At 66.8% G+C, this 20,751-nt stretch carries 22 protein-coding genes; 11 read left to right on the top strand and 11 right to left on the bottom strand.

Translation table 11 applies throughout. From position 1 onward, the window contains the following. Window positions 1–88 precede the first annotated feature (88 nt). The 7 genes from AXW83_RS01905 to scpA all read left to right on the top strand — a co-directional run bounded on the left by AXW83_RS01905 (window position 89) and on the right by scpA (window position 6,633). The gene (locus AXW83_RS01905; protein WP_066610139.1) at window positions 89–475 is read left to right on the top strand and encodes a hypothetical protein; all 387 of its coding nucleotides are present in this window, start codon (window positions 89–91) and stop codon (window positions 473–475) included. A 174-nt stretch (window positions 476–649) separates the two neighbouring features. Then, complete coding sequence (locus AXW83_RS01900; protein WP_236841794.1) at window positions 650–2,569, top strand: methylmalonyl-CoA mutase subunit beta; 1,920 nt, start codon at window positions 650–652, stop codon at window positions 2,567–2,569. Between the two features lie 12 nt (window positions 2,570–2,581). Continuing rightward, window positions 2,582–2,917: a type II toxin-antitoxin system RelE/ParE family toxin gene (locus tag AXW83_RS01895; protein ID WP_066610137.1), complete on the top strand. Its 336-nt coding sequence runs from the start codon at window positions 2,582–2,584 to the stop codon at window positions 2,915–2,917. 44 nt (window positions 2,918–2,961) lie between these two features. Beyond that, entirely contained in the window at window positions 2,962–3,210 is a 249-nt protein-coding gene (locus tag AXW83_RS26885; RefSeq protein WP_066619648.1) for a helix-turn-helix domain-containing protein, read from the top strand. Then, window positions 3,207–4,025: a bifunctional hydroxymethylpyrimidine kinase/phosphomethylpyrimidine kinase gene (gene thiD / locus AXW83_RS01885; RefSeq protein WP_066610135.1), complete on the top strand. Its 819-nt coding sequence runs from the start codon at window positions 3,207–3,209 to the stop codon at window positions 4,023–4,025. The genes AXW83_RS26885 and thiD overlap by 4 nt, the downstream gene beginning before the upstream one ends. Then, on the top strand, window positions 4,022–4,471 hold the full coding sequence (locus tag AXW83_RS01880; RefSeq protein ID WP_156639692.1) for a hypothetical protein: 450 nt from the start codon (window positions 4,022–4,024) through the stop codon (window positions 4,469–4,471). Before thiD ends, AXW83_RS01880 begins: the two co-directional genes overlap by 4 nt. Continuing rightward, on the top strand, window positions 4,468–6,633 hold the full coding sequence (gene scpA, locus AXW83_RS01875; RefSeq protein WP_066610131.1) for a methylmalonyl-CoA mutase: 2,166 nt from the start codon (window positions 4,468–4,470) through the stop codon (window positions 6,631–6,633). Before AXW83_RS01880 ends, scpA begins: the two co-directional genes overlap by 4 nt. A 64-nt stretch (window positions 6,634–6,697) precedes the next feature. On the opposite strand, the gene AXW83_RS01870 is transcribed toward scpA, so the two are convergent. From AXW83_RS01870 to AXW83_RS01850, 5 genes are all read right to left on the bottom strand, one after another. Beyond that, a complete protein-coding gene (locus AXW83_RS01870; protein ID WP_066610127.1) occupies window positions 6,698–6,967 on the bottom strand; it encodes a hypothetical protein in 270 nt (89 codons plus the stop codon). A gap of 100 nt (window positions 6,968–7,067) precedes the next feature. Further along, window positions 7,068–7,856, bottom strand: a complete 789-nt coding sequence (locus tag AXW83_RS01865) for an ABC transporter permease (protein ID WP_066610125.1) — start codon at window positions 7,854–7,856, stop codon at window positions 7,068–7,070. Then, window positions 7,853–8,749: an ABC transporter permease gene (locus AXW83_RS01860; RefSeq protein WP_066610123.1), complete on the bottom strand. Its 897-nt coding sequence runs from the start codon at window positions 8,747–8,749 to the stop codon at window positions 7,853–7,855. Before AXW83_RS01860 ends, AXW83_RS01865 begins: the two co-directional genes overlap by 4 nt. Continuing rightward, window positions 8,746–9,933 (bottom strand): ABC transporter ATP-binding protein, encoded by a 1,188-nt coding sequence (locus AXW83_RS01855; RefSeq protein WP_066610121.1) that lies wholly within the window; start codon window positions 9,931–9,933, stop codon window positions 8,746–8,748. The genes AXW83_RS01860 and AXW83_RS01855 overlap by 4 nt, the downstream gene beginning before the upstream one ends. Continuing rightward, complete coding sequence (locus tag AXW83_RS01850; RefSeq protein WP_066610117.1) at window positions 9,930–11,039, bottom strand: polyamine ABC transporter substrate-binding protein; 1,110 nt, start codon at window positions 11,037–11,039, stop codon at window positions 9,930–9,932. Before AXW83_RS01850 ends, AXW83_RS01855 begins: the two co-directional genes overlap by 4 nt. A gap of 110 nt (window positions 11,040–11,149) precedes the next feature. Between AXW83_RS01850 and AXW83_RS01845 the strand changes: the two genes are divergently transcribed. Further along, window positions 11,150–11,917 (top strand): DUF3750 domain-containing protein, encoded by a 768-nt coding sequence (locus AXW83_RS01845; protein WP_082767433.1) that lies wholly within the window; start codon window positions 11,150–11,152, stop codon window positions 11,915–11,917. Window positions 11,918–12,146: 229 nt separating this feature from the next. Here the strand turns inward: AXW83_RS01845 and AXW83_RS01840 are convergent, their stop codons facing one another. The 3 genes from AXW83_RS01840 to AXW83_RS01830 all read right to left on the bottom strand — a co-directional run bounded on the left by AXW83_RS01840 (window position 12,147) and on the right by AXW83_RS01830 (window position 15,820). Beyond that, window positions 12,147–13,430, bottom strand: coding sequence for a cystathionine gamma-synthase family protein (locus AXW83_RS01840; RefSeq protein ID WP_066610113.1), 1,284 nt, complete (start codon window positions 13,428–13,430; stop codon window positions 12,147–12,149). 171 nt (window positions 13,431–13,601) lie between these two features. Further along, on the bottom strand, window positions 13,602–14,603 hold the full coding sequence (locus AXW83_RS01835) for an alpha/beta hydrolase (protein WP_066610111.1): 1,002 nt from the start codon (window positions 14,601–14,603) through the stop codon (window positions 13,602–13,604). Window positions 14,604–14,692: 89 nt separating this feature from the next. Next, entirely contained in the window at window positions 14,693–15,820 is a 1,128-nt protein-coding gene (locus tag AXW83_RS01830) for an alpha/beta hydrolase (protein ID WP_168166043.1), read from the bottom strand. A gap of 145 nt (window positions 15,821–15,965) precedes the next feature. Here AXW83_RS01830 and meaB point away from each other — a divergent pair, with 145 nt between their 5' ends. The 3 genes from meaB (at window position 15,966) to AXW83_RS01815 (ending at window position 19,079) form a co-directional block, all read left to right on the top strand. Next, a complete protein-coding gene (meaB, locus tag AXW83_RS01825) occupies window positions 15,966–16,952 on the top strand; it encodes a methylmalonyl Co-A mutase-associated GTPase MeaB (RefSeq protein WP_066610108.1) in 987 nt (328 codons plus the stop codon). A 10-nt stretch (window positions 16,953–16,962) separates the two neighbouring features. After that, on the top strand, window positions 16,963–17,604 hold the full coding sequence (locus AXW83_RS01820) for a pyroglutamyl-peptidase I family protein (protein ID WP_168166042.1): 642 nt from the start codon (window positions 16,963–16,965) through the stop codon (window positions 17,602–17,604). A 95-nt stretch (window positions 17,605–17,699) separates the two neighbouring features. Then, window positions 17,700–19,079 carry a TIGR03808 family TAT-translocated repetitive protein gene (locus AXW83_RS01815; RefSeq protein WP_066610102.1) on the top strand — a complete coding sequence of 460 codons (1,380 nt, stop codon included), beginning with the start codon at window positions 17,700–17,702 and terminating at the stop codon, window positions 19,077–19,079. Here the strand turns inward: AXW83_RS01815 and AXW83_RS01810 are convergent, their stop codons facing one another. From AXW83_RS01810 to AXW83_RS01800, 3 genes are read right to left on the bottom strand one after another with little or no spacing between them, the layout of a single operon-like run. Continuing rightward, window positions 19,080–19,406 carry a type II toxin-antitoxin system PemK/MazF family toxin gene (locus AXW83_RS01810; protein ID WP_066610100.1) on the bottom strand — a complete coding sequence of 109 codons (327 nt, stop codon included), beginning with the start codon at window positions 19,404–19,406 and terminating at the stop codon, window positions 19,080–19,082. It lies immediately after the preceding gene. Continuing rightward, the gene (locus tag AXW83_RS01805; protein WP_066610098.1) at window positions 19,403–19,630 is read right to left on the bottom strand and encodes an antitoxin MazE-like protein; all 228 of its coding nucleotides are present in this window, start codon (window positions 19,628–19,630) and stop codon (window positions 19,403–19,405) included. Before AXW83_RS01805 ends, AXW83_RS01810 begins: the two co-directional genes overlap by 4 nt. Before the next feature lie 45 nt (window positions 19,631–19,675). Further along, the gene (locus tag AXW83_RS01800) at window positions 19,676–20,674 is read right to left on the bottom strand and encodes an asparaginase (protein WP_066610097.1); all 999 of its coding nucleotides are present in this window, start codon (window positions 20,672–20,674) and stop codon (window positions 19,676–19,678) included. Window positions 20,675–20,751: the final 77 nt, after the last annotated feature.

Here is a 20,751-nt window from a genome sequence, read left to right as displayed (position 1 = left end):
TGGCCGGCGGAAGTCCGATCCGGGCTTGATTAGATCGTTGATATGTGAACTATCCGCCGGCACCCGCCGAATTGAGAGGACACCACCGATGGACGAACTGATCTCCCGCATCATCGCGGCCTCGGGCCTCAATGAAGAGCTCGCTCGCAAGGCGATCGGCATCATCCTCGCATTCCTGCAGAAGGAAGGCCCTCCCGCCGAGATCAGCCAGTTGATGGCGGCGCTGCCGGGCGCGCAGGAACTTGCCGACGCCGAGGGCGGCGCCAAGGGCGGGCTGATGGGCATGGTCGGCGGCATGATGGGCGGCGGTGGCGGCGTCATGGCGCTGGGAGGCCAGCTGATGGGCGCCGGCCTTTCGATGGGACAGATCCAGTCGGTCTCGAAGGAGATGTTCGCGGTCGGACGCGAGAAGGCCGGCGAGGACGCGATGGGGTCGATCGTCGGCGCGATCCCGGGCCTCGGCCAGTTCGTCTGAGCCCGGCCTATCTCCCCGTATAATTCGACGCCGCCCTCGCCGGGCGGCGTTTTCGTTTTTTGCGCCCGTTGGCGCACGAGGTCTGCGACGAAGTAGGGATGGCGGTGCACCGACGCCCATGGCAATCAGCGCTTCGCGATTGCACAATGGGCCGGCAGAGGAGCACCCGCGCAGATGAACCCGGCCGCCTTGTCAGACCTGCCTTTCATGGATGCCTTTCCGCAACCCGACATGGCGCAGTGGCGCGCGGCGGTCGATAAGGTTCTCAAGGGCGGCGATTTCGAGAAGCGCCTCGTCTCCCGCAGCGCCGACGGCATCCGGATCGAGCCGCTCTACCCTGCCGCCAGCCCGGCCCGGCGGCCTTCGCGCGACACGAGCGGGCGCTGGGACGTCTGCGCCCGCATCGACCATCCTGAGCCTGAGCAAGCGCGCGAGCTTGCGCTGGCCGATCTGGAGGGCGGTGCAACCGCACTCGTCCTGAGTTTCGCCGGAGCGCGGGCGGCACGCGGCTTCGGCCTCGTCGCCGACGATGTCGCGAGCCTCGAGACAGCACTCGACGGCATCATGCTCGACCTGATCCGGCTCCGGCTCGACCCGGCGCCGCGAGGGCACGCCAACGCGCTGATGCTGGCGGCGCTGGTCGAAACGCGCGGCGTCGCGCCGTCGCTCACTTCAATCGATTTCGGCCTTGATCCGATCGGCGTACTGGCGAGCGATGGCAGCTTGCCCGCTCCATGGCCCGAGATCGGCCGCAGACTGGCTGAAACGATCCGGCACCTGAAGACGCGCGGCTTCGCCGGCCCCTTTGTCACCGCCGATGCCCGCCCCTGGCACGAGGCGGGCGCGAGCGAGGCGCAGGAACTCGGCAGCGTGCTGGCCACCGCAATCGCCTATCTGCGCACACTCGAAGCGCAGGGCATGGCACTGGCTGAGGCGCGCGACGCGATCTCCTTCGTGCTGGTCGCCGATACCGACGAGTTCATGACCATCGCCAAGTTCCGGGCAGCGCGGCTGCTCTGGGAGCGAGTGCAGGTCGCCTGCGGACTGGAGCCGGCTCCCATGGTCCTGAACGCCGAGACGGCGTGGCGCGCGATGACGAGGCGCGACCCGTGGGTCAACATGCTGCGCGGCACGATCGCGACCTTCTCGGCCGGGATCGGCGGCACCGACAGTCTAACCGTCCTGCCCTTCACCGCCGCGCTCGGCCTGCCGGATAGCTTTGCGCGGCGTGTCGCTCGCAACACGCAACTGGTCCTGCTGGAGGAGGCGCAACTGGCCCGCGTTGCCGATCCGGCTGCCGGCGCAGGCGGCTTCGAGGCCCTGACGCAGGCGCTGTGCGAGCAGGCCTGGAGCAAGCTGCAGGATCTGGAGCGCGAGGCGGGCGACGGCCTGCCGGGTATCGTCGCGGCGCTCGCCAACGGCCATGTGCAGGCCGGCCTCGGCCGGGAGCGCGATCTGCGCGCCAAAGTGGTCGCCACGCGACGTGAGCCGCTCACCGGCACCAGCGAATTTCCCAATCTGAAGGAGGCCGATGTGGCGGTACTGGCAGTCGAGCCAGTCGCGCCAGTCGCGCGCGACGACGCAGGCATTTCAGCTCCGGCTAGCGGCTTACGCCTCGAGCCGCTGCCGTCCTGGCGTCTTGCCGAAGCGTTCGAGGCGCTGCGCGACAAAGCCGATGCCGCCGACGAACGGCCGACCGTGTTCCTGGCGACGCTCGGCCCCGTCGCCGATTTCAGTGCGCGCGCCGGTTTTGCCCGCAACCTGTTCGAAGCCGGAGGATTGTCGGCGCCGAGCACGGACGGCTTCGCCAGGGACGGCGCGACGGACATCGCGGCACTGGTCTCGGCCTATCAGGCTTCCGGCGCGAGACTCGCTTGCCTATGCGGCTCGGACGCGGGCTACGAGGCCGAAGCGATCGCGGTGGCAGAGGCGCTGGCGGCCGGCGGAGCGACGGTCTGGCTCGCGGGCAGACCGGGCGATCTGGAGGTCCGGCTACGGGAAGCAGGCGTGGGAACGTTTATCCAGGCCGGTTGCGATGCCGTAGTGGTCCTGACAGAAGCGCAGGACGTGGCACTGCCGGCCTTGCCGGATTAGCGCTTTTTTGCTATGAACCTGAAATCAGGCTGGACGTTCGAGTTCCTGAATGCGGCTGTCAAAGCAGAGGCGGGCGCGCTGCCGCGGGATATGCGAGCCAAGCTCTATCGTTATTCCGACCTCATCGAGGATGAAGGCCTTGAGGCTTTGCCCTATGGCTGGGTCAAGCCGCTTGGCGACAAGCTCTGGGAGCTGCGGTTGACGGGCCGCGACGGGATCGCGAGAGCGATCTATCTGGCTGCGACCGGCAAACGGGTCGTCATTCTGCGTGTTTTCCTTAAGAAGACCGAGAAGACGCCGCCGAAGGAACTTCGTATCGCCCGCGAGCGAGCAAGGGACATTCCGTGAAAGCAAGCCAGACACTCAGCGTCCGGGAATGGGGCCTGGAGCAGATGAAAGACCCCGACTTCAAGCGCGAATACGACGCGTTGGAAGAAGAATTCGCCCTGCTCACCTCCCTGCTGCGCGCCCGCACCCGTGCCGGGCTGACGCAGGAGGAACTCGCCACTCGCATGGGCACGACGCAATCGGTCGTCGCTCGGCTCGAAAGCGGCCGGGGCAAGCCTTCGACGCGGACTCTGGAACGCTACGCCAGGGCGACCGGCACGAGGCTCCGGATCACATTGGAAGCCGCCGAGTGAGCACACGCCATCCCATAGCGCTGACCATCGCCGGATCGGATTCGAGCGGCGGTGCCGGCATCCAGGCCGATCTGAAGACCTTCGCGGCGCATCAGGTCTATGGCGCGAGCGTCATCGTGGCGCTGACGGCGCAGAACACGATGGGCGTCAGTGCGATTCATGCCGTGCCGGCCGACTTCGTCACGGCGCAGATCGACGCGGTCTTCGCCGATCTCGACGTGGCGGCAGTCAAGATCGGAATGCTCGCCACAACCGCACTGATCGAAACGGTCGCAGCCGGCCTGAAACGTCACAAGGCACGCAACATCGTGCTGGACCCTGTGATGGTCGCGGCCTCTGGTGCCAAGCTGCTGCAGGACGACGCGGTCGATGCGATCCGGCGCCATCTCTTTCCGCTGGCCGCGCTGGTGACGCCCAATCTGCCGGAGGCCGCGGCGCTGCTTGGAACGAGCATCGCTCAAAGCGAGACGGCCATCGACGATCAGGCGGCGCGGCTGCAGGCGCTCGGCGCAATGAGCGTCCTGATCAAAGGCGGCCATGGAGCGGGCGAAACCAGCAGCGATCTCCTGCTGCTCGCCGGCGGTGAGCGGCGACACTTCAATGCGCCGCGCCACGACACGCAAAACACGCACGGCACCGGCTGCACGCTGTCCTCGGCAATCGCGTCGGGGCTGGCGCATGGGCTCGCCCTGCCCGACGCGGTCGCCCAGGCCAAGACCTACATCACGGCAGCGATCGCGGCGGCCGATCAGGTTCCGGTTGGCCATGGCCATGGACCGGTGCATCATTTCCACCATTGGTGGGGCAAGGCGTGAGCACTGCCCCCAGCAAGACGCGCTCTTCCGATCCGCTCCGCTCCCGGCGAGCCGAGCGGTTACGGCGCGAGATCGGGCTGCTTGAACACATGGACGGCCGCCTCTGGCGCAGGGCGCTCATCGATTCAGGCGTCGCCGTCGCCTTCATGGCCCTGCTTTTGACGCTGACCGCGGCGAAGCTGCATTATTTCATGTATCATCCCGTCGCCGTCATCACGGCGAGCGTTGCGATCGCGGCGCTGGTCTGGTGGCTCGGGCGGTACACGCTCTGGATCCCCGTGATCCTCGTCGCTCTGCTGCTCGCCATCCTGTTCGAGGGCGATCTCGGCGGGCTCGATTTCGGTGGCGACGGCAAGGGCTCGGAGAAACCGGGCCGTCGCCGCAAGCTCGACACGGCGCTGGCCAAACGACGCGCCGCCCTGGCGAAACTGGAGGCACGGCCATGACCGCGATCCCGGATTTCACGACACTGGCTTTCAGCGATGGCCCCACGCCCTCCCCGGCAACGCGTCCGACAGGCGAGGACTGGCTGACGCCGGAGGGCATCCCGGTGAAGCCGCTCTATACGGCAGAAGACCGTGCCGGCCTGCCCTTCGTCGATACGCTGCCGGGCATCGCGCCTTATCTGCGCGGCCCCTACCCGACCATGTATGTCAACCAGCCCTGGACGATCCGGCAATATGCCGGCTTCTCCACCGCGGAGGATTCCAACGCCTTCTACCGGCGCAACCTCGCGGCCGGGCAGAAGGGGCTCTCGGTCGCCTTCGATCTCGCCACCCATCGCGGATATGACAGCGACCATCCGCGCGTCGGCGGCGATGTCGGCATGGCGGGCGTCGCGATCGACTCAATCTACGACATGCGCACGCTGTTCTCCGGCATCCCGCTCGACCAGATGAGCGTGTCGATGACGATGAACGGCGCCGTGCTGCCGGTGCTGGCGCTCTATATCGTCGCTGCCGAAGAACAGGGCGTGCCCGCCGCCAAGCTCTCGGGGACCATCCAGAACGACATCCTCAAGGAATTCATGGTCCGCAACACCTATATCTATCCGCCCTCCCCCTCGATGCGGATCATCGGCGACATCTTCTCCTACACCTCGGCCAACATGCCGAAGTTCAACTCGATCTCGATCTCCGGCTATCACATGCAGGAGGCGGGGGCGACGCAGGATCTGGAGCTGGGCTACACGCTCGCAGACGGCGTCGAATATATCCGCGCCGGCCAGCGCGCGGGACTTGGCGTCGATGCCTTCGCACCGCGCCTGTCGTTCTTCTGGGCGATCGGCATGAACTTCTTCATGGAGGTCGCCAAGCTCAGGGCGGCGCGGCTGATCTGGGCCAAGCTCGTCAAGGATTTCGGCGCTACCTCGGAAAAATCGTTTCCCTTGCGCACGCATTGCCAGACCTCCGGCTGGTCGCTGACGGCGCAGGACGTGTTCAACAACGTGCCGCGCACGATGATCGAGGCGATGGCGGCCACCCAAGGCCACACCCAGTCGCTGCACACCAACGCGCTCGACGAGGCGCTGGCCCTGCCGACCGACTTCTCCGCCCGCATCGCCCGCAACACCCAGATCGTGCTGCAGCAGGAGAGCGGCACGAGCCGGATCATCGATCCCTGGGGCGGCTCCTATTACGTCGAGCGGCTGACGGCCGAGCTCGCGGCCAAAGCCTGGGCTCACATTACCGAGGTCGAGGCGCTGGGCGGCATGGCCAAGGCGATCGAGGCCGGCATCCCCAAACTGCGCATCGAGGAGGCTGCCGCCAAGACGCAGGCGCGCATCGATGGCGGCCAGCAGGGCATCATCGGCGTCAACATGTTCAAGCCCGGCAACGAAGCGTCTATCGACGTACTCAAGGTCGACAACGCCTCGGTGCGGACGCAGCAGCTCGAAAAACTGCGCAGGCTCAAGGCCGAGCGCAACGAGGCCGATGTCCAGTCCGCGCTGACCGCCCTGACTAATGGCGCGAAGGGCGACGCCAACCTGCTCGACCTCGCGGTCAAGGCGGCGCGCGCCAAGGCCACCGTCGGCGAGATTTCCATGGCAATGGAACAGGTCTTCGGCCGCCATCGCGCCGAGATCAAGTCGATCTCGGGCGTCTACAAGCGGGAGGTCGGCACGATGAACCCGACGGTCATGCGCGTGCAGATGATGACGCAGGCCTTCGAGGAGGCCGACGGACGCCGCCCGCGCATCCTCGTCGCCAAGATGGGGCAGGACGGGCACGACCGAGGCCAGAAGGTCATCGCCTCGGCCTTCGCCGATCTCGGCTTCGACGTCGATATCGGGCCCTTGTTCGCCACGCCCGAGGAGGCGGCACGCCAGGCCGTCGAGAACGACGTCCATATCGTCGGCGTTTCGTCGCTGGCCGCCGGCCACCTGACGCTGGTGCCGGAACTGAAGACGGCGCTGACCGATGCCGGCCGCCCCGATATCATGATCGTGGTCGGCGGCGTGATCCCGCCTCAGGATTTCGACGCGTTGATGAAGGCGGGCACCTCGGCGATCTTCCCGCCCGGCACGGTGATCGCGGATGCGGCGGAGAAGCTTCTGGAAGAGCTGAACGGGCGACTGGGCTATGCGCAGCGGACGGCAGCCGAGTGAAGCGTGAGGCTCGGCCCTCACGGGCCGAGCGTTATCCCGTACCAGAAATCAGCTCCCGCAGGCTTCACCGCCAGCCGTAACGATAGGCCGGAGCCGGCGGGGGAGCGCGGAAGCCGTGGCCGTACCCATCATGACGGCGCCAGCGACGCTCGCCCCAATAGCCGTGGAAGGCCGGCGGGGCCGGGCGCCAGCCATAGGACGGGCGGTCCCAGCCGCGCTCGTGGCGGCCGTCATAGGCCTGCGCCGCGTCGGGGGTCATGAAGCTCGCGCCCGCCAGCGCCGCGGCGCCGATGACGAGGGTGGCGAGGCTGGTGGCGGCGAATCTGCGGACCATGGTTCCTGTCCTTGTGTATCGGCGAGAGACATCCCTCGCCTGACACGGACATTCGCATTCCCGATCTGAACGGCGGTTGAGGCCGCCATTCACGCGGCATTTATCCGCGAACGCGGTCCTCGCGCTTCAGGAGCAGCGATGCGGCGATCACGACCGACGCCACGGTCGCGATCATCAGCGTGCAGGCCGCGTTGATCTCGGGCGAGACGCCGAGCCTGACGGCCGAATAGAGCCGCATCGGCAGAGTGGTCGCGCCGGGACCGGTGGTGAAGCTCGCGATCACAAGGTCGTCGAGCGAGAGCGTGAAGGCGAGCATCCACGCTGCGGCCACGCCGGGCACGATCAGCGGCAGGGTCACGGTGGCGAAGGTGACCAGTGGCGTTGCGCCGAGATCCTGCGCGGCCTCCTCCAGCGAGCGGTCGAAGCCGGAAAGCCGCGCTTGGACGACGATGCAGGCGAAGCCCATGCCGAAGGTCGCGTGCGCGACCGTAACCGTCCAGAAGCCGCGCTCGACATCGGCCGCGACGAACATCAGCAGCAGCGACAGGCCCGTGACCACCTCCGGCATGACCAGCGGCGCCAGCACCAGCCCCGAGAACAGGGCTCTACCGGCAAAGCGGCGATGGCGCGCCAGAGCCAGCGCCGCCAGCGTGCCCAGAACCGTTGCCAGCGTCGCCGAGACTGTGGCGAGGCGCAGACTGAGCCAGGCGGCGTCCAGCAGCGGCTGGTTGCCGAGCAGGGCACCGTACCAACGGGTCGAAAAGCCGCCCCACACCGTGACCAGCCGGGAGGCGTTGAAGGAATAAGCCACCAGCGCAACGATCGGCAGATAAAGAAAGGCGAGGCCAGCCGCCAAGGCAAGGACGAGACCGGGACCGAGCCGCCTCATGGCGCCCCTCCCCTTGCCAGCCTCGCGCGCTGCAGCAGCGCCAGAGGCAGGACCAGCACGAGCAGCAGCACGACCGCCACCGCCGAGGCGAGCGGCCAGTCGCGGTTGGAGAAGAACTCCGTCCAGAGCACTTTTCCGATCATCGCCGTATCGGGGCCGCCGAGCAGGTCGGGAATGACGAACTCACCGACAGCCGGGATGAAGACGAGTGCCGTGCCTGCGAGAATGCCCGGCAGCGAGAGCGGCAGCGTCACCGTGAGGAAGGCATGGGAAGGCTTGGCCCCAAGATCTGCTGCGGCTTCGAGCAGCGTCCGGTCGAGCTTCTGCAGGGTCGTGAACAGCGGCAGGACCATGAAGGGCAGGTAGGAATAGACCATGCCGATCAGCACCGCCGCTTCGGTGTTGAGCAGCCGCAGAGGCTCGGATGTGAGGCCGAGCGCCATCAGAGCGCCATCGAGCAGGCCGTCGGGCCGCAGGATGCCGATCCAAGCGTAGACGCGGATCAGGAACGAGGTCCAGAACGGCAGGATGACCGCGACCAGCAGCACACCCTGCCAGCGACGCGGCGCGCTGGCCATGGCATAGGCCAGCGGATAGCCGATCGCGAGCGCGAACAGGGTGGTGAGCCCGGCGATGCGTAGCGACGCGAGGTAGCTGCCCCAATACAGCCCGTCATCGGCCAGCAGCCTGAAGTTTTCGAGATCGAGAGCGGCGAGGAAGTCGCCCAACCCGGAAAAACCCTCGAAATGCGGCGCATAGGGCGGCAGGGCCGTGTCGGCATCCGACAGCGACAGCCGCAGCACGATGGCGAAGGGCGCGAGCGTGAAGGCCAGCAGCCAGAGATAGGGGATGGCAACGGCAAGCCGACGCAGGCGGCCGGTCGTTCCGGTCATGGCGGCAGCACCAGCCCGGCCCCGACGTCCCAGGAGAGCCAGACCTCGTCCTCCCAGCCAAAGGGCCGCGCGATCCGGCGCGTGCGGTTGGCGATGGCGACCTTGAACAGAAGCCCGCCCACGCCGCCGACCATGACCTGGATCATGGTGACGTCGCCGAGATAGCCGATGTCCCAGATGGCGCCACGGATCTTGTTTGCGGCCTGGCCCGGCTCGTCATGGCCGAGCGCGATCTTCTCGGGCCGCAGGCCGACCACGATCGCGTCGCCCGGGCGTTCGGACGGTGCCTCGTCGTCGAGCTCGACGATGCCGGCGAGTCCTGCATCGACCCTGACCCGGTCGCCCGCGATGGCGATCACACGGCCTTCGAGGATATTGATGTCGCCGACGAATTCCGCGACATGACGGTTGGCCGGCTGCTCGTAGATCGCCTCAGGCGTGCCGGTCTGGACGAGCCTGCCATGGTCCATCACCGCGATGCGATCGGCCATGGTCATCGCCTCGTCCTGGTCGTGAGTGACGACCATGAAGGTGGTGCCGAGCTCGCTCTGCAGGTTGACGAGCTCGAACTGCGTCGCCTCGCGCAGCTTGCGGTCGAGCGCGGCCATGGGTTCGTCGAGCAGCAGAAGCTTGGGCTTTCGGGCCAGCGCGCGGGCCAGTGCCACGCGCTGGCGCTGGCCGCCCGAGAGCTGGTCGGGCCGGCGAGCGCCGAGCCCGTCCAGCTTCACCAGTGCCAACATGTCGGCGACGCGGCCCGCCACCTCCGCGCGTGGCAGCCCGGCGCGCTTCAGGCCATAGGCGATGTTGCCGGCGACGCTGAGATGGGGGAACAGCGCATAGGACTGGAACATCATGTTGACCGGCCGCAGATGCGGCGGCATCGCCGTGATGTCCTGCCCGTCGAGCCAGATCGAGCCCTCGTCGGGCGTCTCGAACCCGGCCAGAATCCGCATCAGCGTGGTCTTGCCGCAGCCCGAGGGTCCCAGCAGGGCGAAGAACTCGCGCGGATAGAGCGAGAGGGTCACGCCATCAACCGCCGTCACGCCGCCGAAGCGCCGGGTCACGTCCCTGAACTCCACGAGCGGCCGCACCGAGGGGTCGTTCCAGGGCTGGAAGGCGCGGCGCACGCTGCCGGGCGACGCCTTGCGCGTCGCGCGCGTGCTGGGGCCTCCGGTCTCGCTCACTTGCCGGTCTTGACGCGCGTCCACAGCCGGTTGACCAGCCGCTGCGTCTTCTGATCGTAGGGCGTGATCGTATAGAGCCGCGCCATCACCGCTTCGGTCGGATAGATGCCGGGATTGTCGCGCACGGCCGCTGAGAGCAGCGGCTTCGAGGCTATGTTGCCGTTGGCATACTGGATGAAGTCTGAGTTCTTCGCCGCCATCTCGGGACGGTTGACGAAGTCGATGAACTTCAGCGCCGCTTCGGGATTCCCGGCGTCCTTCGGGATCACGAAGGAATCGAACCACATCAAGGCGCCTTCCTTGGGAATGGCATAGGCGATCTGGACGTTGTTCTTGGCCTCCTCGGCGCGCTTCCTCGCCTGCAGCACATCGCCGGAATAGCCGACCGCCAAGCAGATATCGCCGTTTGCCAGCGCGTTGATGTATTCCGAGGAATGGAATTTCTGGATGTGCGGGCGGATCCTGCGCAGCAGGTCGCCGGCCTTGTTGAGATCGGCCTCGACCTTGGAATCCGGGTTCAGCCCGAGATAGCGCAGAGCGGCTGGAAACATCTCCTCGACCGCATCGAGCACATGCACGCCGCAGTTCGACAGCTTCTTCAGCTGGTCGGGCTCGAACAGGATCTTCCAGGAATCGATCACCGCATCGGGTCCGAGCCGCTCCCTGATCTTGGCGACGTTGTAGCCGATCCCGGTCGTGCCCCACATGTAGTTCACGGCGTAGGCGTTGCCGGGATCGTATTTCGCCAACCGCCCCTGAATCTCCGGCCAGGCGTTCTTGAGGTTGGGCACCTTGGCCGCATCGATCGGCGCATAGAGCCCCAGCGGGATGTGGCGCGGCAGGAAGGAGGCGGTGACCGCGATCAGGTCGTAGCCGGTCTTGCCGGCCAGAAGCTTGGTCTCGACGGTCTCCATCTGGTCGAAGGTGTCGTAGACGACGGCGATCCCGGTCTCCCTGGTGAAGGCGTTCAAAACCTCCGGATCGACATAGTCCGACCAGTTGTAGATCCGCAGTTCCTTGTCCTGCGCCGCCACCCCGCCGGTAAACACAGCGAACCCCAATGCGGCGCCCCAGACGATCCGCTTCAGCCAATCACGCGCCGTCATCGTCCGTCCGATTCCCCTCGTCGCCGTCGCTGCGAAGCTAGCAGCTTGCCCGCGCGCCTCAACCCATTGTGATCGCCCGCAGGCGCAAGACGCCAGCCTCGACCTTTGCGATGCAACAAGCCGGCCACATATTCCTCGCCATGCGCATCGCCCGCCGTATCCTCCTCCTCTTCACCGTGCTGTTCCTATTGCCCGTCGCGACACATGCCGCATGGTGGTCGATGCAGAGCAACGCCAGCGACTGGCGCGGCGCCGACTGGTCGAGCGCCAAGCTGCTGCCGGCCGCCACGATCGAGCCCGAGGCGACCGTGCATGTCTTCGCTGCTCGGGTCGGGCGCTGGCGCGGCGTCTTCGCGCATCATTCCTGGGTGGTGGTGAAGGAGCGCGGCGCCAGCGCCTATACGCGCTTCGACGTGGTCGGCTGGGGTACGCCGGTGCGCGTCAACCATCGCGAGGCCGATGGGCGCTGGTACGGCAACGTGCCTGAACCGGTCGCCGAAATCCGTGGCGAGGCCGCTGAGCGGCTGATCCCGCGCATCCGCGCTGCCGTGAAGTCCTATGCCTATGTCACACCGGGCACCTATTTCGCGTGGCCGGGGCCGAACTCCAACAGCTTCGTTCAGCATGTGCTCGCCGAGGTGCCGGAGCTGGCGCAGGCGCTGCCGCCGACCGCGATCGGCAAGGATTTTCGCGAGAACGGTCTGTTCGCCGGGCTGACCCCGAGCCGCACCGGCGTGCAGGCCTCGCTCTACGGCGTTGCCGGCGTGACGCTGGGTTGGGTCGAGGGGATCGAGCTCAACCTGCTCGGGCTGGTGGCGGGCTTCGACCTGCGCAGCCCGGCGCTCAAGCTGCCGGGGTGGGGGCGGGTGGGGCTTTAGCGCGAGCCATTCTCCGGAGACGTCCCGCCGTCATTCCGGGGCTTCGCGCAGCGAAGAGCCCGGAACCCATAGACACAGGTTGCGCCGGGTCGATAGCGGTCGGAGCTATGTTCGGCTGCGACAGTGGTTATGGGTTCCGGGCTCGACCCTACGGGTCGCCCCGGAATGACGGAGCGGGTGCCGGTTGAAAATTCATCGCGGCAAACGATCCGAGCATGACGCCCGACCCTCACACCACCTCCAGCGCCTGCGCCAGATCCGAGATCAGGTCCTCGATGTTCTCGATGCCGACCGAGATGCGGATCAGGGCGTCGGTGAGGCCGATCTCCTCGCGCAGTTCGCGCGCGACACCCGAATGCGTCATAGCGGCAGGGTGCGAGACCAGCGTCTCCGTACCGCCAAGGCTCACCGCCAGCTTCATGATCTGGAGGTTGTCCAGCAGCGCGAACGCCTCCTTCTCGCCGCCGACGACGTCGAAAGCGAAGGTCGAGCCCGCCGCCGTGCATTGCCGGTCGAAGACCTCCTTGCGCGGGTCGCCGTCCTGCAGATCGCCGAGATAATGCACCTTGGCCACCTTCGGGTGCGCCGAAAGGTATTCCGCGACCAGCTTGGCGTTCTCGTTGGCGCGGCTCATCCGGATGTCGAGGGTTTCCAGCGAGCGCATCAGCATCCAGCAGGAATTCGGATCGAGCTGCGTGCCCAACGACCCGCGCCAGCTCTTGACCTGCCGCACCAGCCCCTCCGAGCCGCTGATCGAACCGCCGACGAGGTCCGAATGGCCGCCGACATATTTCGTCAGTGAGAGCAGCGAGAGGTCGGCGCCCTGCTTCAGCGGCTTCTGGTATTTCGGGCCGAGCATGGTGTTGTCGACCACGACGGGCGGGCGATGGCCCTGCGATGTCTCGAGTTCGTCGGCGATGATCGCGCAGGCGGCGAGATCGACCAGGCCATTGGTCGGATTGGCCGGCGTCTCGACCAGGATCATTCCGACCCGCCCCTTGGCGGCCGCTGCCTTGGCGCTGGCGCGCATCTGGTCGATGTCGAGCCCGTCGGTGAAGCCGAAGGCGGTGACGCCGAAGGCGCCCATCTGGTTCTTCAGCAGGGTCTCGGTGCCACCATAGAGCGGGCGGCTATGCAGGACCGTGTCGCCGGGACGCAGGAAAGCGAAGCAGGTCGTGGCGATCGCGGCCATGCCGCTGGCGAAGACGGCGCATTTCTCCGCCTCGTCCCAGATCGCGAGGCGATCCTCGAGGATTTCCATGTTGGGGTGGTTGAAGCGCGAATAGACCAGGCCCGGCTTCTCGCCCGGCCTGGGCTGGCGCCGGCCCGAAGTGAAATCGAAGAAATCCTTGCCCTGCTGGGCGTTCTCGAAAACGAAGGTCGAGGTCAGGAAGATCGGCGGCTTCAGCGAACCCTCGGACATCGCCGGCGAATAGCCGAAGCCCATCATCAGCGTCTCGGGATGGAGCTTGCGGTTGGCGATCCGGTCCTTGTGGTAGTTGTCGTCGGTCATGGTTTCCTCCGATGCGGCTCGCGGTCGCCTTTACGATAGGCGCATTGCGGCGGCTTTGCTTGCCGACTTCACATGACGGCGCATGGAGCGGAAAGGTCGATCCACCGAAATCGTTCAGTTCATTCAGCCAGCCTGCCAAAATGAAGGCTTTGGAAATTGCCGAACAGGCGCTCAGCCGCGATCCATCGCCCGGCGGACCACCTGCGTAACCTCGCTGTCGGAGAGGAAGAGGTCGTGCCGCAGCATGCTCCAGCCGCGCCCGGAGGTGTCGGCGACGCGCACGCCGAGCGCTTCCAGCCGCGAGCGATCGGCCGCACCAGCCCGTGCGACGCCGCCGGCGATCCGCGCCGAGACGGCGAGCGCCCGGTCGCCGGGATCGATGATCAGCGTCATGCGGCGCGCGAGGGGGCCGAGCCTGGAGACGGTCTGCTCGAAGGCGTCGATGTCGATATCGGGCGACGCGAAGACGAGCGAGCCGATCCGCGCATAAACCTCGGGCGAATCACGCAGTTCGCGCAGGCCTTCCAACGTCAGGAACGTACCCATCGAATGGGCGACGATGTGAATGCGCCCGACCGTCGGGTTGGCGACGAGTGCCTTCAGCGTCTGGACGAAACCGTCGCGCGACCACAGCGCGCTCTCGCGGTCATAGGCATAGTCGAAGAGCTTGCCGCCCGATGGCCAGGTGAAGAGGGCCGTCCTGCCCTGGAATTCCAGCGAATGCGAGAGTTGCGCGGCGCTGCGGACGGCCGATTCGAAGGTCTCGTTGTAGCCATGGACGTAGAGCAACACGTCGCGGCCCGTCGCGGCCTCCGCGAAGGCGCGGGCGGCGTCGCTGGAGGTGCGCTTCTCGACACCGAGCACGGCCCAGTCACCGCTGACCACCGAGGAGACGCGGCCGGAGATGCCGCGGCCCGGTGGCGCGAGCTGCACTTCGGCAAAGGTCAGGGAGCTGCGATCCGAGCCGAAGAAGGGCTCGCGGGCGCCAAGCGACTTGCGGGTCGTGGCGACGAGCAGAGTCGGCTCCTTGCCGAGCGCCGAGGCATCGGCGCGTGTTGGTTCGGTGAAGGGCGAGACGCTGGCCTCGCTCTGGGCGCAGGCCGCGAGCGTGGTCGAAAGCAGTGCGAACAGCACGGAGCGTCGGCAAAGGGATGCGTGCCGTGAATCTGGCATGGGCGGAAACCGTCCGGGTGTCTGGGGTCGGCCGAATTGGCCACGATCCCCTTAAGGACAGGCTAACGCGGCCATATTGGGGCGGAAGGCTATCGCCCGACGACGGCGGCCGGCGTCGTGACGACGAGATCGACGGTCGAACCGACCGTCCCGACGACGCCGCTGGCGATGTCGCCGATCTTGTCGGCGATGCGCGGGCCGGCGATGGCGATGCCGTTATCGGCCTTCAGGCGGGCGCCGATCAGTTGAACGACCTTGGGCGACGCGGCGAATTTCGCATGGTTCAGGCTGTCGCTGGTCGAAATATCCGACAGGTCGATGATTTTGACGCCGAGCTTTTCCAGATCGGCGATGATCTGCGTGTCCTTGGCCGACACCGCACCGAGCCGCGTCTTGTCGCCGGCGAAGCGGCGCGAAAAATCCAGCGCCCGGTCGTCGGCCGAGGCAAAGACCGTCACCGGCCGCCGGATTTCGCGCATCTGCGTCTTGAAGACGTCGATATCGACGTCCGGCGCCGCCAGAATGACGTCGCGCAGCTTGCCGCCAAAAGTGCCGTCTCCCCGGATCGCGGCCTGGCGCAGCGTTTCCAGCGTCAGCATCGTGCCCATCGAATGCGCCAGGATGTCGACTCGGGCGCCGCCGAGATCGCGGGCGATCGCGCGCAGGTTGGTCTCGAGGAAATCGCGGGAATAGAAGGCGCTCTCGCGATCGTAGGGATAGGCGAGCAATTGGCCGCGCGACGGCCAGGTAAACAGCACCGGCACGCCCTTGAAGCCCGAATCATGGACGATCTGGGCGAAGCGATAGGCGGCGTCGGCGAAATTCGTGTTGAAGCCGTGGACGAAGACGAGAACGTCCCGCTCAGAGGCCGGCCGGCTCGCGATCTCGCGCCGGACGCGGGCGACGACCGGCGGCAGATCGAGCCGCTCGACTGAGGTGACCGCGAACTGCGCCGCCGGATCGGCCGCGCTGCCAGTCGAGGGCAGTTCGAGTTCACCGGATTTGTGAGCGCGCGGGACGGTGATGTCGACCTGGGCGAAAGACAGCTTCAGGCCGCGCTCGCCGGTGAAGTATTGCGGCTCGGCGGAGGTTTCGCGCGTCGTCGCGACGAAAATCCGCACCCTTCCGGCCAGATCGTCCGGCTTGACCGTCGATAGCATCAGCGTGCGCGGCGCGCCGCCGCAGGCCGCGAGCGCCAGCGGGACCAGCAACGCCAACAGCAACGCCCGAAACCGCAAACCGCCACGCATCATGGACGCACTCGTCCCATCGAAGACCGCGATGATCAAGATGTATCCGCGACACAGTAACGACGGGATCGCCGCCTTGTCGCGGCACGCGCTGCCTTGCTACTGAAGTGCCATGGCCGAAGCAGCAACCCCGTGGATCTCTCTTGGCGACGCGATCCTCGCCGGGGAGCGGGCGGCGCTGGCGCGCGGCATCACGCTGGCGGAATCGCGCCGGCCCGACCATCGCGAGCAGGCGCGCGCGCTGATCCAGCGGCTGCTTCCGCATACGGGTCGCGCGATCCGGATCGGCATCACCGGAGTTCCCGGCGTCGGCAAATCGACGACGATCGACGCGCTCGGGAGCTTCCTGACAGCAAAGGGCCATAAGGTCGCGGTGCTGGCGGTCGATCCGTCCTCGACCCGAACCGGCGGCTCGATCCTCGGCGACAAGACCCGGATGGCGCGGCTCGCCGTCGATCGCCAAGCCTATATCCGGCCCTCGCCCTCGTCGGGAACGCTGGGCGGCGTCGCGGCGAGGACGCGCGAGACCATGCTGCTCTGCGAGGCGGCGGGCTTCGACGTGGTCCTGGTCGAGACGGTCGGCGTCGGACAATCGGAGACGGCGGTCGCCGACCTCACCGACCTTTTCCTCGTCCTGATGCTGCCCAATGCCGGCGATGAACTGCAAGGCATCAAGAAGGGCATCATCGAGCTCGCCGACATCATCGCCGTCAACAAAGCCGATGGCGCCGGGGCGATGGCGGCGCGCACCGCGGCAGCGCAGTATCAGGCGGCGCTGCACATCCTGGCGCCCGCATCAGTGATCTGGTCGACGCCCGTTCTGACGATCTCCGGCCTGACCGGAGACGGTCTCGACGCGCTCTGGAGCAAGGTCGAGGACCACCATGCCCGGCACGAGGCCAAGGGCCTCGTTGCCGAGAAGCGTCGGCGCCAGGACGTGAAATGGATGTGGGCGATGGTTCAGGACCGGTTGCAGGCGAAGCTTCGGCACGATCCGGTGCTGAAAGCACGCGCGCCGGCGCTTGAGGTGGCTGTCGGCGCAGGCGAACTTGCCGCGACGGTAGCCGCCGACGACATCGCGAATGCGCTGGGATTGTGAGGTCGGACTGATGGACTTGCTCGTCACAGGGTTCGGCCCCTTCCCGCATGTCAGGGTGAATCCGACGACGACGCTCGCAAAAGCCGTCGCGAGCCGGCTCGCCCGGTCAGGCCTCGACGCGCGGGCACTCGTCGTCGAGACGAGCTACAGCGGTGGACTGCCGACGCTGCGCAAGCGTTTGGCAAAAGCGCGGCCCCGGGCCGTCCTGATGCTCGGTCTCGCCGCGCGCGCCCGTTTCGTGAGGGTCGAATTGTTTGCGCGCGGCCATTCCAGCCGGCTGCATCCCGACAAGACCGGCGGCACGCCGGCCGGGCGGCTGCAGGGTGCGCCGGCCCTGCCCCTGCGGACGACAGGCAATCCGCAAGGCGCGCTCGCCATGCTGAGGCGCAGCGGCATCGCAACGCAGCTTTCGGCCTCGGCGGGGCGCTATCTGTGCGATGCCTGCTATGCGGCGGCGCTGTCGGATACGAAAGGGACGGCCACGCCGGTCCTGTTCGTGCATGTGCCGTGGTTGAAACCGGCGCCCGGAACGAGGCCGACGGAGCGCAGCCGGGGCTTTCGCCCAGACGCGGGGACGCTGGCAGATGCGCTCGCCATGATCGGTCGCAGCCTTGTCGTGCAAGGTCGGCGCGAGCAAGCGGCGTTCCGCTAGTCGCGCACAGGCCGAATTCCTACGGCGATTTGTCTCAGGACAATACTACCAGCATGGCACACGCTTTGAAGCGGCGACGCTTGAAGGAGTGTTTCATGGCGTTTTCGCGACGTTCCGTGCTGGGAGCGGCCGTTTTCGGCACAGGGCTGGTCGCGGCGCGTCAGGCGTTCGGCCAGACACTGCCGCGTGCCGGCGCGGCCGTTCCGCTCGGTTCCTTCGGGCTGGACGCGGCGCAATTCGGCCTGCGCGCCGGCGCGACCGAAGATCAGTCCGGCATCCTTCAGAATGCTCTGGTCGAGGCGGCCAAACGGGAGGCACCGCTCGTTATCGCGCCCGGGCGCTACCGTGTCGCACAGATCGTACTGCCGGAGGGCGCGCGGCTCATCGGCATGCCCGGCGCGACGCATCTGGTCGCGGCCCGGGCCGGCCCTCTGCTGATCGGCCGGAGGATCAAGCGGGTCGCGCTGACCGGGCTGGTGCTCGACGGGCTCGACATCGCCACCGCGCAGCGTAGCGCGTTGCTGAGCTTCGACGAGGTGCTCGACGCCGGCGTGAGCGACTGCGAATTCGCCAATGCAGGCTCGGTCGGTCTTTCGTTGAACCGCACGGCGGGCCGCATCCAGTCGAACCGCTTCCGGACGATACGCGATGCGGCGCTGTTCTCGCTCGATTCGCGCGGGCTCTCGATCGAGGGCAACCAGATCGAGGATTGCGGCAATAACGGCATCCAGATCTGGCGCAGCCAGCCAGGCGATGACCAGTCGATCGTCAGGGGCAACCGGATCAACCGCATCCGCTCGGATGCCGGCGGCGACGGCCCCAACGGCAACGGCATCAGCCTGTACAAGGCCGGCGGCATCATCATCGAGGGCAATTCCCTGCGCGACTGCGCGCTGACCTTCATCCGCAACAATTCCGGCTCCGGCGTCCAGATGATCGGCAATCAGGGCCGGCGCTGCGGCGAGGTCGGACTCTATTCGGAATTTGCCTTCGAGGGCGCGATCATCGCCAACAATCTCGTCGAAGACTGCGCGCAGGGCGCCAACATCACAAATCTGGACCATGGCGGTCGGCTCAGCGTCTTTGCCAACAACATCATCCGCAATGCACAGAAGGGGTTCGCCCCCAAGGGCAAGGAGCCGGTCGGCGGCGTCGGCGTGCACGTCGAGGCGGAAGCCAGCATCACCGGCAACGTCATCGAGAACGCCAGCGAGACCGGCATCTCGCTCGGCTGGTCCTGGGCCATGCGCAATCTGGTGGCCACCGGCAACATGGTGCGCAGGACCGGCATCGGCATCTCGGTCTCGCTCGTGCCCAAGGAACGGAACTGCCTGATCGCCAACAACGTCATCGCGGAAGCGAGCAGGGGCGCTGTGGTCGGAACGGAATATGGGAAGGTCGTGACGGGAGATCTGACGAAGGCGGCCGATGCGCGGGCGGCGGGGGTCAGGGTCGAGAACAACGCGATTGGATAATCAGAAGGCCAAGCCCAATATGAAGGCCAAGCGGGTGTCGATCTCCTGCATCTGCTCTGGCGTCAACGACCCGATTACAGCTCCACATTTCTCTCGCGGCACCGCGATCACGCTACTCACCATGACCGCCGAAATCTCACGCAAGCCGTTTGCAGGCGTCGGAGCAACGACGAGCCTTAACGACGGCGCAGGCGATTTGTTGCGCGTAAGCGGGCAGACAAGCACTTTTGGCGTCGCGTCAACCTTGTTGTTCTGAACGACAAGCGCTGGTCTTGGCTTCCCGAAATCGCCTTGGATGGCAATCGTTACAAGATCGCCCCGCTTCATTCGTCGTCGGTCGGCCAGGCTGCCACGGCCTCGATAAACTTCATGACCTCGATTTCGTCCGGATCGTTCCTGATGAGTTCCATGTCTCGCTTCAACTGAGCGAGAAACGCTGGATCGCTGGTATCGAACGTCCAGATGCGCACCTCCTTCAACCCCGCCGCCTTCTTGGCGGCGCGGTAGCGGGCCTGCTTGGTCAGGCCGTCCTTGATCGCGGGGCGCGGCATGGCGATCTCCTTCGAACGCAAAGGTAATGCGCGACCTTTGCGCCGTCAAACCTCCGCCGCCCTCACCCGCCCGACCTCGATGCCGTTCCAGTTCGTCAGCACGCTCTCGCGCAATGGCGAAAAGCCGATCGTTTCCGTTTCGCTCATCGGCAGGAAACGGGCGATCAGCGCGGCCATGACGACCTCGGCGGCGCGGCCGGCACCGTCGTCGCATTTCAGAGCGATGCCGTAGCCCAGTTCCGGGATCGCGCCGCAATAAACGCCCTCGGCGCCCGTCTTGATGAAAATGCGCTCGCGCAAAAGCTCCATCGCGCGGGTGTCGAAGCGGCCGGTGCCCGCGACCATGAAGGGGTGGGCCGCCACGGCCTTGCGGATGCGGGCGGCAGCCTTGGCGCGCTTAGGGCCGAGGCCATGGCCCGTGCCGATGCGGGCAAATCCGAGTGCCAGCGCGCCCAACGGCACGGCGTAGCTCGGGATCGAGCAGCCATCGGTACCCATGCGCTCGCTGGTATGAGCCGCGCCCGTAACCTCCTCCAGCGCGCCGCGCACGGCCTTCTGCACGGCATGGCCAGCGGTGACGTAGCCGGCGGGATCCTCGTCCAGCCCGCAGGCGAGGCAGACGAAGCCGGCATGTTTGCCCGAGCAGTTGTTGTTCAGCGCGCTCGGCTCGGCGCCGGCCCTCGCGATGGCGCGTGCGGCGGCGTCGTTCATCGGCCAATGCGCCCCGCATTCGAGGCAACCGGCATCGCGCCCGGCCTTGCGCAGCATGGCAAGCGCAGTCTCGGCGTGCTGCGGCTCGCCGGAATGCGAAGCGACGGCAAGCGCGATTTCGGGCTCCGTCAGGCCGTAGCGATCGGCCGCGCCGCTCTCGAACAGCGGTAAGGCCTGGATCGCCTTGACGGCCGAGCGCGGAAACACCGGGCGCGCGACATCGCCGAGCGAGAACACCACCGCACCATCGGCATCGACCACGACCGCCGAGCCGCGATGGCGCGATTCGACGACGTTTCCGCGCGTCACCTCGGCGAGAACCGGGTTGTCCATGGCGATCTCCGCTGCCTGTCGCCGCGTTGGGCGGCGCGCCGCCTTGTGGCGTCTGCCACTCGACCTGTCAAAAGCCA

It is taken from the genome of Bosea sp. PAMC 26642 (genome assembly GCF_001562255.1).
GTDB lineage: Bacteria > Pseudomonadota > Alphaproteobacteria > Rhizobiales > Beijerinckiaceae > Allobosea.
The sequence above is the reverse complement of the archived record's forward strand: the minus strand, read 5'-3'. Positions and strand labels throughout refer to the sequence as shown.